The sequence below is a fragment of the Rhizobium bangladeshense genome (assembly GCF_001662075.1).
Taxonomy (GTDB): domain Bacteria; phylum Pseudomonadota; class Alphaproteobacteria; order Rhizobiales; family Rhizobiaceae; genus Rhizobium; species Rhizobium bangladeshense_B.
Map to the genome: position 1 here is coordinate 187,263 of NZ_LYPL01000003.1, position 12,584 is coordinate 199,846.

General features: G+C 62.3%; 12 protein-coding genes. 2 read left to right on the forward strand and 10 right to left on the reverse strand.

Annotated elements, in window-relative coordinates:
- Positions 1-51: 51 nt before the first annotated feature.
- Both A7X77_RS08485 and A7X77_RS08490 read left to right on the forward strand, forming a co-directional pair.
- The gene (locus A7X77_RS08485) at positions 52-828 is read left to right on the forward strand and encodes a protocatechuate 3,4-dioxygenase (protein ID WP_064682512.1); all 777 of its coding nucleotides are present in this window, start codon (positions 52-54) and stop codon (positions 826-828) included.
- Positions 829-940: 112 nt separating this feature from the next.
- Positions 941-1,222, forward strand: coding sequence for a hypothetical protein (locus A7X77_RS08490; protein WP_064682513.1), 282 nt, complete (start codon positions 941-943; stop codon positions 1,220-1,222).
- Positions 1,223-1,386: 164 nt separating this feature from the next.
- On the opposite strand, the gene A7X77_RS08495 is transcribed toward A7X77_RS08490, so the two are convergent.
- From A7X77_RS08495 to A7X77_RS08540, 10 genes are all read right to left on the reverse strand, one after another.
- Positions 1,387-2,856, reverse strand: coding sequence for a right-handed parallel beta-helix repeat-containing protein (locus tag A7X77_RS08495; protein WP_197486812.1), 1,470 nt, complete (start codon positions 2,854-2,856; stop codon positions 1,387-1,389).
- Positions 2,857-3,247: 391 nt separating this feature from the next.
- Complete coding sequence (locus A7X77_RS08500) at positions 3,248-4,741, reverse strand: right-handed parallel beta-helix repeat-containing protein (RefSeq protein WP_064682515.1); 1,494 nt, start codon at positions 4,739-4,741, stop codon at positions 3,248-3,250.
- 310 nt (positions 4,742-5,051) lie between these two features.
- The gene (locus tag A7X77_RS08505) at positions 5,052-6,299 is read right to left on the reverse strand and encodes an ABC transporter permease (protein ID WP_064682516.1); all 1,248 of its coding nucleotides are present in this window, start codon (positions 6,297-6,299) and stop codon (positions 5,052-5,054) included.
- A 4-nt stretch (positions 6,300-6,303) separates the two neighbouring features.
- Positions 6,304-7,443 carry an ABC transporter permease gene (locus tag A7X77_RS08510; protein ID WP_064682517.1) on the reverse strand — a complete coding sequence of 380 codons (1,140 nt, stop codon included), beginning with the start codon at positions 7,441-7,443 and terminating at the stop codon, positions 6,304-6,306.
- Positions 7,440-8,144, reverse strand: coding sequence for an ABC transporter ATP-binding protein (locus A7X77_RS08515; RefSeq protein WP_064682518.1), 705 nt, complete (start codon positions 8,142-8,144; stop codon positions 7,440-7,442). Before A7X77_RS08515 ends, A7X77_RS08510 begins: the two co-directional genes overlap by 4 nt.
- Before the next feature lie 73 nt (positions 8,145-8,217).
- Complete coding sequence (locus tag A7X77_RS08520) at positions 8,218-9,387, reverse strand: efflux RND transporter periplasmic adaptor subunit (RefSeq protein WP_064682519.1); 1,170 nt, start codon at positions 9,385-9,387, stop codon at positions 8,218-8,220.
- A 228-nt stretch (positions 9,388-9,615) separates the two neighbouring features.
- A complete protein-coding gene (locus A7X77_RS08525) occupies positions 9,616-10,650 on the reverse strand; it encodes a helix-turn-helix domain-containing protein (protein ID WP_064682520.1) in 1,035 nt (344 codons plus the stop codon).
- Between the two features lie 148 nt (positions 10,651-10,798).
- Positions 10,799-11,380: a dienelactone hydrolase family protein gene (locus A7X77_RS08530; RefSeq protein ID WP_064682521.1), complete on the reverse strand. Its 582-nt coding sequence runs from the start codon at positions 11,378-11,380 to the stop codon at positions 10,799-10,801.
- A 108-nt stretch (positions 11,381-11,488) separates the two neighbouring features.
- The gene (locus tag A7X77_RS08535) at positions 11,489-11,854 is read right to left on the reverse strand and encodes a cytochrome C oxidase subunit IV family protein (protein ID WP_039620571.1); all 366 of its coding nucleotides are present in this window, start codon (positions 11,852-11,854) and stop codon (positions 11,489-11,491) included.
- A gap of 7 nt (positions 11,855-11,861) precedes the next feature.
- Positions 11,862-12,581, reverse strand: a complete 720-nt coding sequence (locus A7X77_RS08540; RefSeq protein ID WP_064682522.1) for a heme-copper oxidase subunit III family protein — start codon at positions 12,579-12,581, stop codon at positions 11,862-11,864.
- Positions 12,582-12,584 lie beyond the last annotated feature (3 nt).

The following is a 12,584-nucleotide window of genomic DNA, read 5'->3' on the forward strand; positions in this document are numbered from 1 at the left end:
GAAATCGCGGTCCATTCGCTTTACACGCTCTTCTGCGGCAAAGGAGGACAGATGAAGAGGCGGACTCTTATGCTTGGCGGGGGGACCATTGTCGCATCATCGGTCGCTGCGGCGGCATTCTGGCCGCGGCGACATATCGTCGTGGCCGCCGGGACATTCGACTGGAAGGGCACTGATTTCCTCAGCGGCGGCACACGGTCCGTCGCATTGGCAAAGCTGCCCGCGCCGCTCTTTCGGACGAGCCCGAATTGCGTCGCGACTGTCGCCCAGACCCTTGGCCCCTGCCATGTCAACGATATCCCGGCCCGTCAGGACGTCACTGAAGGAAAGGCTGGGCTGCCCTTGCGCCTGGCCGTCCGCATCGTCCACGCACGTGATTGCCGACCGGTTGAAAACGCCGATATCGAAATCTGGCATACCGATCACCGCGGCATCTACTCCGGCCGGGAAGCGGCTGACATGTGTACACTCGACGATGCCGAGGCGATCAGCGGGCTTGCCTTTCGCGGCCGCCAGTTGACGGATCCGGCCGGGCAGGCAAGCTTTCTGACGGTCTATCCCGGATGGTACAAAGGCCGCACGCCGCATGTTCACTGCCGCATCCTTGTCGAAGACAGGGAACTTCTCGTCAGCCAGATCTATTTCGACGATGCGCTGAGCGACATCGTCTATGGCGGGCATCCCGACTATCGCCAACGCCCTCCCCGCGATACGCGCAACGACGAGGACGGCCTCATCCCTCAGGACGCCGTCGATCACATATTCGATTTCGAAAAGCTCGACGGCGGCGTGCTTTCCGCCACGATTACGATCGGCCTTTCCTCCTGAGCCGACAGGAGTGAGAACTTTCCTGCATGGCCATGAAACCAGATGCAGGATTTCTGCGTACTACCTCTCGACAGCAGCACCTCACTTGATTCAGGCAGCGAGGGATGACGGCATGATCAGAAAGGAAGGCATCGCCCCGATCGCCAGGCATGCCGCCGAACAGGGGCTGGCTCGGCTGATGATGAGATTGCCGGCCACGCGAGCGACGATCAGAGCCGCCGCGGCGAGCCAGTCCCATCTCTACGAATTGTGCGGGGCCTATGGCGAAGCCTGCTCCGTCCTCGACCGCATGCGTAAGGATGGATCGGCCGATCCTGCGATCGTCGCTGAATACGAGATCATTTGCACGGAAATCGAAGCCGACGTCTTGCGAACGCTGCTCGGCGACCGCTGAGTGCCCTGCTGCCACGGCACCTAGAGCATGATGCCGAAAGGTGTGAGCCATTTTCGGACGACATCATGCTCTAACTCTTTAATTGGAGAACAGGATTCAGATTTTACGCCAACCGGGCCTAAAATCATCCTGTTCTAGTCGTAGCGGCGATCGCCCGGCTGCCCTCAGTGCAGCAGGTCGTCTTGGAGGATGGAGACGATCGGCCCGTCCGCTGGTGGATGATGCAATGGCTGAGGTGCGCTCTCATGGTGGGAAATTCCGTTGCCGTTTTCCGGGCCAACGAGATCGGCAGCTTCGATCGTCAGACCGTGATCGCCATTGCCAAGGGTCAGCCCGTGCTTTTCCAAGGCAGCCGTGCCGAAATGACGCAGCAGCAAGGTCCCATCCGACACGCCGTTTTCACCGACAGGAGCGTCGTGATGGGCGCTGGCCTTGTCTGGTGCGGTTTTGTCGAAGCTAAGTTTCAGGCCGTCAGGGGATGTGAGCCCGGTATCCGACACCAGGCTGATGCTGGCATCCGTGGCGACCAGACTGTCGGCGCTTGCTAACGTGACGCCATCTTCTTCGATGGTCGTGTTGTCGCTGACGGGGAAGGTGCCTGCGGCAATGATCGAGGGGGATATGTTGTAAGGCGTGACGTCGCTCGCAATGAAATTATCGTGGAAGGATCCGGATGCCGGTCGGTCGACCTTCAGCGCCGCCTGCGTCAGGTCATCGAAAAGATTGCCGTAAATATCGATGCCCTCACGAACATAGGTCGTCGTGCCGGCTGCGCTGACCGACACACCCCAGACGCCGTCATGGATATAATTGCCGGAAATATCGTAGTTGCGGGTGTCGCCCTGGTCACCCAGGCCGACGGCGTAAGACCAGCTGTAGCCGCCATAGCCGGAGATATCATTGTCATGGATGGCGACATTGGTGCCGGCCTGCGCGCTGATCCCGAAGCCGCCGCCGATAATCGTATTTCCCTCGATCACCGCATCCACGGGCCGCACCAGCGTCAGCACGCCCTTTGGCGTCACCGCCCCCGTCTGATCAAAAGTATTGCCGCTGATGACGATGTTCTTGCTGTCGTTTAGTTGGACGGCATCCGCCGCGGTGCCGTGGGCGTTGGTGACAGTATTGTTGAGGAGAGTGACGCCGTTGATCTTCTCAATCCAGATGCCGTCGCCGTTGACGTCATTGATGGTGCTGTTTTCGATGGTGATGTTCGAGCCGGTCCGGAAGGTGATCGAACCGGATTTGGACAATCCGGTGTGGTCGACCTCGACGTTGCGCACGGTCCAATTTGAGACATAACCGGCATAGATAGCCGCGCCCGATGTGTCGGAGATAGTGATGTTCTCGATGACGATGTTTGACGCATAGAGGCTGTGAATGCCGTCGTTGGGGCTATGGATGACGGGGGCATCGCCGACGCCGTAGCTGCCGATGGTGATCGGGGCATCGACAGTGCCGGAATATTTCAGGTCGAGCTGATCGTTGAACACGCTTCCGGCCGCAAGCAGGACACTGTCGCCAGGCTGTAGCTTCAGGCTTTCCACCGCCGAGAACGACGCAAAGGGCGCGTCCTCACTGGTTCCGGCGTTCGTGTTCGCGCCCGTCACTGAATTCACATAATAAATTGTCATATCGCCTTGTTCTCGCATTGTCGCTCAGTCGTCTCAAACGGCTGCAACGAGTGGATCGGATGCGGTCGGGGGCTGAAGCCATCCAGGATGGCGTTCGATTGCCGTTACGGCGGCGACAGGCCATGGGCCTGCCTCGCTCCCGAGATACGCCTGGCGGTGGCGCATCCTCAAGATACAACTTTTAAGAAAATAATCCAGAAAACAGTGACCAGAAGGTGAACGAACGGTAACGCACCGTCTAAAAATTTACGTTACGCGAGTGGGACAATATATCAACGAGCGCTCAGCGGCCGACCAGCGGCGGCGGCTGGGGACCGTAAATCCTTCGAGGCGCCCTTCCAGGGCGCCCCTGCGTCAGGTCGGAGAGAATTCGGGCTGCATTGCCCGCTCCTCAGCTCAGCAGACCATCCATATGGATGAAGACGGTCAACGTATCCCTGTCGCTATGCTGCGAGGTGCCATCGTTGACCCCGTAGCTGAAGGTTTCGCTCACATGTCCGTCATGATCGGCAGGCAGCTTCGTCTCATCGAGGGCATAGGCATAGCTGCCGTCCCGGTCGACATGAATGGTGCCGTATTCGCCGGTCAGGGTCAGCCCGTGCTTGCCGACGCTTTCGTCACCGAAGCGGCGAAGTGCCAGGGTTCCATTGTCGGAGCTGTCGTTTTCCAGGAGGTTGCCGCGATGCGCCTCGCCCGTATCCGTGAATATCTTCAAATTGTCATGAACCGCGACAACCGCCGGATCAGCCATCGCGTCCGTCGTTGCCGCCGCCCTGGTGGCAGTGGTCGCTAGCGCAGTCTCTACATTGGCGACTGTATGGTTGTTGCTGACGGAAAAGGTACGCGCGTCGGCGACGGCAGGCGATATGCTGTAGACGTCGACGCCGCTTTCGATCGTATTGTTATAAAAAGAGCCGGATGCCGGCCGGTCGACTTTCAGCGCCGACTGCGTGAGGTCGTCGAAGACATTGTCATGGACCTTGATACCGCTGCGGACATAGCTCGTGCCGTCGACGGGAGCGGTGACGACCACGCCCCACGCCCCGTCATGGATATGGTTGCCTGCTATATCGTAATCTCTGCTATTACCCTGATCGCCGAGACCGATGGCGAACGACCAGCTGTAACCGTGAAAGCCCGATATGTCATTGTCGCGGATAGCGACATTCTTGCCCGCAGGGGCGCTAATGCCGAAGCCGCCGCCGGTCAGCGTATTGTCCTCGATCACTGCATTGGTGGCTCGCACCAGCGCTATGACGCCTTTCGAACTATCGGCTTGCGTCTGATCGAGATGATTGCCCTGGATCAGAATATTGCTGCTGTCGTTCACCTGGACGGCATCGGCCCTGGCGCCATGGCTGTTGGTCACCGTATTGTTGAGGAGTTTGACGCCATCGACCTTTTCGATCCAGATGCCGTCGCCTTTGACGCCCGAGATCTTGCTGTCTTCGATCGTGATGTTCTTGCTGCTGCGAAAGGTCACCGAACCTGCTTCGGCCAACGATCCCGCGTTGTCGATCTCGACGTTGCGCACCGTCCAATTCGAGACATTGCCGCCATAGATGGCCGCACCGCCGCTGTTTGATATCTTGAGGTTCTCGATGACGATGTTCGAGGCGTAAAGACTGTGGACGCCGTCATTGCCCCCATGGATGACAGGCGCCTCACCCGCTCCGTAACTGCCGATCTTGATCGGCGCGCTCTCGGTGCCGGAATATTTGATATCGAATTGCTCGTTGAAGACGCTTCCCTTGGCGAGCAGCACGCTATCGCCCGGTTTCAGCGTCAAGGATTCCACTTTGGACAAAGTCGCAAAAGCCGAGTTCTGGCCCGTTCCGCTGTTGCGGTCGGAGCCATTCGCTGAGTTCACATAGTAGATTGTCATATCGCCATGTTGCCCTGTTCATCGGATCGCTATGTCGCCGCAGAGCTCGACCGGGATCGATCGACCGCATGCGGCGGGGGCAACCGGCCACGGCAAGAAGGCGAGAAGATGTTGTCAATGCGGCAGCGGGCAAATTCGCGGACCTTATTCCACGGGCAACCGAGCAGGCTTCGCAAAGCCACAACTTAAGCCGGAAAAACAATAGATTCGAGGCGAGTAAATCGCAGCTGAGCGGATGACATACGGCTTGAGTCGATTAGATTAGCCCCCAGCCGGGATGAAGGTGATTCGGTAGCCGCGTCGGCGTCTTCTACCCCTTCGCCCGCAATACCGAACTCAGCGGTAGCCGCGTGGCGGCGATCGCCGGCAGGGCGCCGCCGAGGATGCCGATCGCAAGGCCCAGCAGGCCGGCGGTGAGGATCACATCGCCGCTGACGTTGAGCTGGAAAGCCATCTTGGTATGGTTGACGCCCATCGTGCTTGCCTGCCAGCCATCGAAAGCCAGCCTGGAGGCGAGGACGCCGAGGCCGGCGCCCGCCAGCGAGAGCAGTACCGCCTCCACCCAGGTGGAGGCGAAGGCCGGCAGGCGGGCAAAACCAAGGAGGCGCAGCGTAGCGATCTCGACGCTGCGGTCGGAGACCGAACTCACCGTCGTATTCAAGGCCCCCGCCGTCGCTCCGATCGCCATCAGCAGTGCGATCGGCCAGCCGAACAAGCGGATGAGGCTCTCGGTCCTCTCGGCCTGGCCGGCATAGAAATCGGTCTCCGACACGGCGGTAAGCGGCGTGCCGGGCAAGGCCGACAGGCGATCGCGCAACGCCGCCAGCGCTGTTGCGGGATCGCCTGCGTCATCGAGCCGCACCCGCAGGCTCTGCACCTGCCCCTGCCGGTCGAAAGCCGACTGCACCGCTTCCAGATCTGCCCAAATCTCGGATTCGAAGGCGCTGCCGCCTGACGTGAAATGCCCGACGATCCTCCAGTCGAGTGCGCCGAGCCGGATCGTGTCGCCGACCGCAAAGCCGGGGAAGGTGTCCGCGATGCGGGCGCCGACGACGATCTCGCGCGCACCCGGCGAAAACAGCCGTCCCTGCGAAAGCCGCCCGCGCTCGCGCAAGGCAGGGCCGGTCACGTCCATGCCCCTCAGCGACAGCGTATGCTCGTCCCCGTCGCCTTGCCTGAGATCGACGGGGACGACGGTCTCGCGCGACAAAGCCGGCTCGCCTGCGCCGTCGCGGGCGATCCCAGGGTTGCGGGCAATCCCAGGGTTGCGAGCAATCCCGCTATCGCCGCCCATGACGGCAAGGCTGCGGATTGCTTCGGCCGGCACCTCTGAGCCGGTTTCCTGCTTGGTGCCGCCGCCGAGAACGATGGCGATATCAGGCGAGCCGGCGCCGGCAAGCGCGGCCTCGAAGCCGCGTGCCATCGCCAGAAAGCCCGCCAGCACCGCCACGACGAGGGCGACCGACAGCACCATCGACAGCGAGATCGCAAGCCGCCGGGGCAGACTGCCGAGATTGACTCTGATCATGAGAAAGATCTGCTTGAGCGCTGATGACATTGGCTTATCTCGTTCTGAAGGCGTTGACGATCGGCAGGCGCATGGCGCTGACCGCAGGCAGCAGCCCGGTCAGCAGGCCGAGTCCCGCGATGATGGCGAAAGATTTGATGAGGAGGGTCGCGCCGAAGACGAGGCCGAATTCCGACCCGATCGAAAGCGTCGCGAGCTTGGCGAGAACGAGCCCGCCTGCGCCGCCGACAACGAAGATGAACAACGTCTCGCCGACGACAAGCGCCATGATCCGCCCACTGGAAAAGCCGAGCACCTTCATGATGCCGATCTCGAAACGACGCTCGCGCACGTCAAACAGCATGGTGTTGATCGCGATCATCAGGATGGTGACGAAGGCCGCACCGACGACGAGGCTGACGATCAGGCCGACATCGGCGAATTGCCTGAGAAACGCCTCGAGGAATTGCTTTTCCGATTGCGTCCGCGTCTGCGCCGCCGAATTGGCGAACAGAGCGTCGATCCGCGCCGCCAGTATGCCTGGCGACACGCCCGGCCGTGGACGCACCACGAAGGCGTCGACCGTATCCCTGTCGCGCGCACGCACGGCATTGAGCGCGTCATAGCGAGCAAGCATGAAATAGGTGTCGGTGCCGGCATCGGCGCCCTCGAAGATGCCGGCGATGGTGAAGCTCCAGTTCCGGCTGCCGTCGGTCCTGGTCAGCTGGCCGGTGAAGCCGATGCGCTGGCCGATCGACCAGCCCTGAGCCTCGGCCAACGCCCTGCCGACCAACACCCGGTCGCCGCGCTCTTCGAGCGCCGCAGTCAGCTCCGGTGTCAGCCCGAGCTCTTCGCCGTTGGCCGCCGCAATGGCCTGCGGCTCGACGGCGCTGACGACAACCACATTCTTCTCGACCTCGACGAAGCCCCGCATGCGCGCGGTATAGGCGACGGCGGCGATATCGGGGTCGGCCGCGATGCGATTGATATAGGCAAGCGGCAGGGGCAGGCCTCGTCCCGCCTTGTTGAAGACGCCGAGTAGATTATCGCTGGCGCCGGCCGCGCCCTGGCTGCCGGCAACGAAGCTCGCCGTCAGCCCGTAGATCAGAAAGGCGACGCCGACCGAAAACATCAGCAGGATGGCGCGCAGCCGCTTGCGCCAGGCATTGCGCCGCATGAGCTCGAAGAAGGTCATCGGCTTGCCCTTTCCTCGTTGACGAATTCGCCTTTGTTGAGATGCAGCGTGCGCCGGGCGAAGGAAGCGGCCTCGGGATCATGCGTCACCATGATGATGGTCTTCTGAAGCTCGCGATTGAGAAAGCGCAGCATCTCGAGGATATCATTGGCCGATTTTCGATCGAGATCGCCGGTCGGCTCGTCGCAGAGAAGAAGATCGGGATCGCCGACGATGGCGCGCGCAATGCCGACACGCTGCTGCTGCCCGCCGGACATGCTGGAGGGAAACTGCCGCTGCCGGCCGGCAAGCCCGACGAGTTCCATGACGCTATCGACGCGGGCCCGCCGCTCCTTGCGCCCGAGCGGCTTCAGAAGCAGCGGCAGCTCGATGTTTTCCGCCGCATTCAGCATCGGCAGCAGGTTGTAGAATTGGAAGACGATGCCCATGCTGTGTGCCCGCCAGGCCGCCCTCGCCCCTTCGCCCATCTGTTCGAGATGGCTGCGCCCGATCCGGATCTCGCCGGCATCGGGGCTGTCGATGCCGCCGAGCATATTCAGCAGCGTTGATTTCCCCGAGCCGGACGGCCCCATGACGGCAACGAAGTCGCCGCGCGGAATGGAAAGATCGAGTCCGGAGAAAATCGGGATCGTCTCTGTCCCGATCCTGAACGCCTTTCTGACGCCGGCGAGCGCGATGAAGGGGTCTTGGCTGTCGGTCATTGCTTTACTCCTTGGTGATGGATTGTCGCTATCGCTGAGGCCGCCCTCGTCCTTCGAGGCCATGCAGGGCACCTCAGGACGGGGGCGGGTGATGAGCGCCCGCGCTCCCCTCACCCACCCCAAGCCGGATGCGCGCCGCCATCGCAGGCCGCATGCCGGAAGGCGGCGACGTGAGCGACAGGCGCAGCGTCACCGTCCCCTTCTCCCGTGATATGACGGGCGCGATCTTCGCCACCTCGACTGCAAAGGGCTGACCCGGAAAGCCGTCGAGCACCGCCTCGCCTGACAGGCCCGGCCGCATCAGCGCGATATTGGCTTCGGCCACATCAGCATCGATGACCATCTTCGCCGTATCGGTAATCGCAAGCAGGCTTTCATTCTCCCGCACGCTGTCCTCGCGCGACAGCACGGTGTCGCCGACATGCGCGTCGAGCCGCGTCACAGTGCCCGAAATCGGCGCTCTCACGGTCAGCGCCTCGACCTGCTCGCGCGCCCTGTCGATGTCGAGCCTTGCCTTGGCTACATCCTGTCGCGCCCGCAGGGCGGCATTCTCGGCCGTGTCGAAAGCCGTCTTCGCCTCCTCCAGGGCTTGCGCCGACATCGCATCCCGCCCGGCCAGCCGCTCGGTACGTGTCAGCGATGACCGCGCCTGCGCGAGTTCAATAATCCTCGCATCAAGCGCCAGCGCCGCCGCTCGCTCCGATATCTCCGCACCCCGGAGCGTAAACCGGGCGCCGGCATCGTCGAGCCGCACCAGCAGCTGCCCCGCCTCGACCTTGTCGCCCGCCTCGACCTCAACGGCGACAACCCGGCCCTCATATTTGGAAAAAACGACAGAGGTGTCGGGCGCCACGACGTAGCCGGAGCCGGCAACCTCACGGGACGGCGCGGCCCTACTCTTCGCCCCATCATCTCCCTCAACAATGGCGCCGCCCCTGGCCGGCGCCTCATGAGCGGATATCGCAGGGTGGTCGCCCGAAATCTCCGCAATCGCGGCATCGATACGCTCCAGCGTCTGAGGTGCAAAGAGAGCAACCGCCGCCAACGATGCCGTCGCCGCAACGACAAGTATTGCGCCAGGGACCATGCGCCGCCGGATACGAGGCTCCGGCAGCTCCGTCTTGAATGCCTCAGGCTCGATCGAAAGCGATCTCAGCTGGGCGGCAAGGGTTCGATCATGTTCTGATGTCGTGTTCATGCCGGCCAACATCGCCGACCCGGCAGAAATCGCGACCTCGAACACGATCCGGGACGTCCTCGATCGCGATTGTGTACTTGGTCGTGGCCGCCCTCGTCCTTCGAGGCCCTTGTGGGGCGCCTCAGCATGAGGGCGGAGAGAGGTTGCGGCTCACCTCAACGGCGAACGCGGGCGCCCTGCCGCCGAGAGCCTGGCCGCAGCGCACAACAACCAGCCCTCATGGTGAGGAGGCCCGCAGGGCCGTCTCGAACCACAAGGGCGGGTGCCTGCGCACTACAGCTTGTCTATCACCGACGAACCGCCGCCCCTCTTCTGCCGCCAGGCCAGCGGCGTCATATCCGTCACCCGGCGGAATTCGCGGTTGAAATTGGACTTCGTCTGGAAGCCGACGTCGAACATCACTTCGGTCACCGATTTCTTGGTGGCCGAAAGCAGGCGGCAGGCCTCGCCGATCCTGTAATCATTGACATATTGCGAGACGTTCTTGTCCATCGCCCGGTTGATCGCCGCCGAGATCTGACGCGCGGGGATGCCGGCCTTGCGGGCGAGCCGGTCGAGATTGAGATTGGCGTCGCGATAGAGCTTCCTTGTTTCCATCAGCGCGTCCACGGTAGCGATCGTCTCCTTGTCTTCGCTCGCCTCCGGCCTCGCCGCCGCCTCCGCCGTTTCGGCCGGCGCCCGGCTTCGGCTGGCGGCGGCCGCCGCAGTGCCGAGAATGACGAGGGCGGCGAGATTGCCGACGCTGATCACGGTCAGCGCGTGCTCGCCGTGCGCCCGGGTGAAGTCGAAGAAGACGAAGGTATCGACCGCAGCCGACAGGCAGAGCGCCGCCGCCGCGAAGATGATGGCCCGATAGGCCGGCACCACTCCCTCGAAAGGCGCGAGCCGAAGCGCATCTGCGCCCGGGCGCATCAGCAGCAGGATCGCCACGGCGTAACCGACGAAGATCAGCACCAGCGCAACGTCGATCGCCTCCCGCCAGAAAACCACCAGCACCAGGATGAGGACGGCGGGTACGGCATGCAGCCCGAGGCGTCCTGCAAGCGGCCGCCAGCTCGTCCTCACCAGCCTGGAAACGCCGGCATAGGCGAGCGGCGGCACCGTCGCCGCGATGACGGGAGCGATCACGCCGACCACCTGCATCTCATAGCCCCAACGCAAGCCGGCGAGGATGGATTGCAGCGCGCTCAGCAGGATGAGCACCAGAAACGGCCGGTTGGGTTGCCCCTCCTCGTCGCGTCTGAGGACGATGACGAAGAGGATGAGCAGAAGGAGGGCGACGACGAAGGGAAGCGGAATGAACAGCATGGCCTGGCGGGATCGGGGTCACGGATAGACGGCCATCATTGCCGACAATCCTCGCGCGAAGCGACCTCCATCGCGTTTTAGAACGCGTTTTCAGGAGAAATTCTTTCGAATTGGCGGCCGCCGGCCGGGCTAGCCATGAACGCCGGCATCAGACGCGTTGCAGGAATGAAAGCACGCGCGCTGTGAGGAGCGCGGTCGCATCCGCGTCATAGGACGGAAGCGAGCTGTCGGCGAAATAGTGCTGGTCGCCGGGGTAGAGAAAAAGCTCCGCGTCCGCGACCTTCGCGACGATCTCGCGGGCGGCATGGATGTCACCCTCGCCGACGAAGATCGGATCGTTGTCCATACCGTGGATCTGCACCGCGACACCATCCGGCCAGGGTCCGAAGGCCCATTCGCCGCTAATCGGCAGGCAGGAATAGAAAAGCAGCGCCCCACGGGCTCCAGGCCGCGTCTGCGCCAGCTTCTGCGCTGGCAGCACGCCGAATGAGAAACCGGCATAGACAAGTTCGGCAGGCAGTTCGTCGGCAACCCGGACGCCGCGCTCCCTGATGGCGTCGAATCCGTTCTCGCCGATATGGGCGAGACCTTCCTCGATGCTTCCGAACGTGCGTCCGTCGAACAGGTCAGGTGTGTGCACGATGTGGCCGGCAGCCCTGATATCGTCGGCGAAGGCCCGCACTCCAGGCGTCAGCCCCTGTGCGTGATGGAACAGCAAGATTTCAGCCATAGGGGCCTCCGGTCGAGAGTCGGCATATTTTGATAAAAGTTCGAAGCAGTCCGGATTGAGCGCGCGGCAGTCGTCTCCGATGTCGCAGCTCTGCCCCGATGACCGGTTCTACGGCGTCGCGCCGAAGAAGGCGAGCCGGGTGAAGATCGTATACTGTGATTCCGATACCATCAGCGCGACGAAGACCAGCACCAGCACCGGCGGCAGCAGGATAGCGTAGACGAGCGCCAGCCGTTCCCAGGCCATGTGCATGAAGACCGCAACGATCAGCCCGGCCTTCAGCATCATGAACACCAGGATGAGAAACCACCGGAGATAGCCCTGGATGCCGAGATAATCGACCATGTAGGAAAAGGCGCTGAGCACGAAGAGCAGGCCCCAGACGAAGAGATAGAGCCGGATCGGATGCTGCTGCCCGCTATGTGCCTGTACATGCACCGTTTGGCTTTGCCCATGCGCCGTTGTCTCGCTCATGACGACCTCACCACAGATAGAAGAAAGCGAAGATGAAAACCCAGACCAGATCGACGAAGTGCCAGTAGAGGCCCATGATCTCGACGGCCTCGTAGCGCCCTTTCCGGCTGGTGAAAAAACCGCGCCGCTCGACGTCGAAATCGCCGCGCCAGACCTTTCGGGCGATAATCAGCAGGAAGATAACGCCGATCGTGACGTGGGTGCCGTGAAAGCCTGTGATCATGAAGAAGGTCGATCCGAATTGTGCCGCCCCCCATGGGTTCTCCCAGGGGCGTACGCCTTCGGTGATCAGCTTGGTCCATTCGAAGGCCTGCATGCCGACGAAACATGCCCCGAGAAGTGCTGTCAGCAGCATCAGGACAGCGGTCCTGCCGCGGTCGCGGCGATAGCCGAAATTGACCGCCATCGCCATGGTGCCGCTGCTTGAGATCAGCACGAAGGTCATGATCGCGATCAGGATCAGCGGCACGTCCTGGCCGCCAATATGCAGCGCGAAGACCTCGCTCGGATTGGGCCAGGCGACGGGCGTCGACATGCGGGCGGTCATATAGGCGAGCAGAAAACAGCCGAAGACGAAAGTGTCGCTGAGCAGAAATATCCACATCATCGCCTTGCCCCACGAGGCGGTCTTGAAGGCGCGCTGGTCCGAGGCGAAATCGGCGGCGACGCCGCGCAGGCCGACCGACCTGATATCTGGCTCGCCGTGTGTCTGGACAGGATGTGCCATCTG

Bases quoted from the DNA above. Each gene is read 5' to 3' on its own strand.
- A7X77_RS08485 (WP_064682512.1), top strand. From the start codon at position 52: ATGAAGAGGCGGACTCTTATGCTTGGCGGGGGGACCATTGTCGCATCA.
- A7X77_RS08490 (WP_064682513.1), top strand. From the start codon at position 941: ATGATCAGAAAGGAAGGCATCGCCCCGATCGCCAGGCATGCCGCCGAA.
- A7X77_RS08495 (WP_197486812.1), bottom strand. From the start codon at position 2,856: ATGACAATTTATTATGTGAATTCAGTGACGGGCGCGAACACGAACGCC.
- A7X77_RS08500 (WP_064682515.1), bottom strand. From the start codon at position 4,741: ATGACAATCTACTATGTGAACTCAGCGAATGGCTCCGACCGCAACAGC.
- A7X77_RS08505 (WP_064682516.1), bottom strand. From the start codon at position 6,299: ATGTCATCAGCGCTCAAGCAGATCTTTCTCATGATCAGAGTCAATCTC.
- A7X77_RS08510 (WP_064682517.1), bottom strand. From the start codon at position 7,443: ATGACCTTCTTCGAGCTCATGCGGCGCAATGCCTGGCGCAAGCGGCTG.
- A7X77_RS08515 (WP_064682518.1), bottom strand. From the start codon at position 8,144: ATGACCGACAGCCAAGACCCCTTCATCGCGCTCGCCGGCGTCAGAAAG.
- A7X77_RS08525 (WP_064682520.1), bottom strand. From the start codon at position 10,650: ATGCTGTTCATTCCGCTTCCCTTCGTCGTCGCCCTCCTTCTGCTCATC.
- A7X77_RS08530 (WP_064682521.1), bottom strand. From the start codon at position 11,380: ATGGCTGAAATCTTGCTGTTCCATCACGCACAGGGGCTGACGCCTGGA.
- A7X77_RS08535 (WP_039620571.1), bottom strand. From the start codon at position 11,854: ATGAGCGAGACAACGGCGCATGGGCAAAGCCAAACGGTGCATGTACAG.
- A7X77_RS08540 (WP_064682522.1), bottom strand. From the start codon at position 12,581: ATGGCACATCCTGTCCAGACACACGGCGAGCCAGATATCAGGTCGGTC.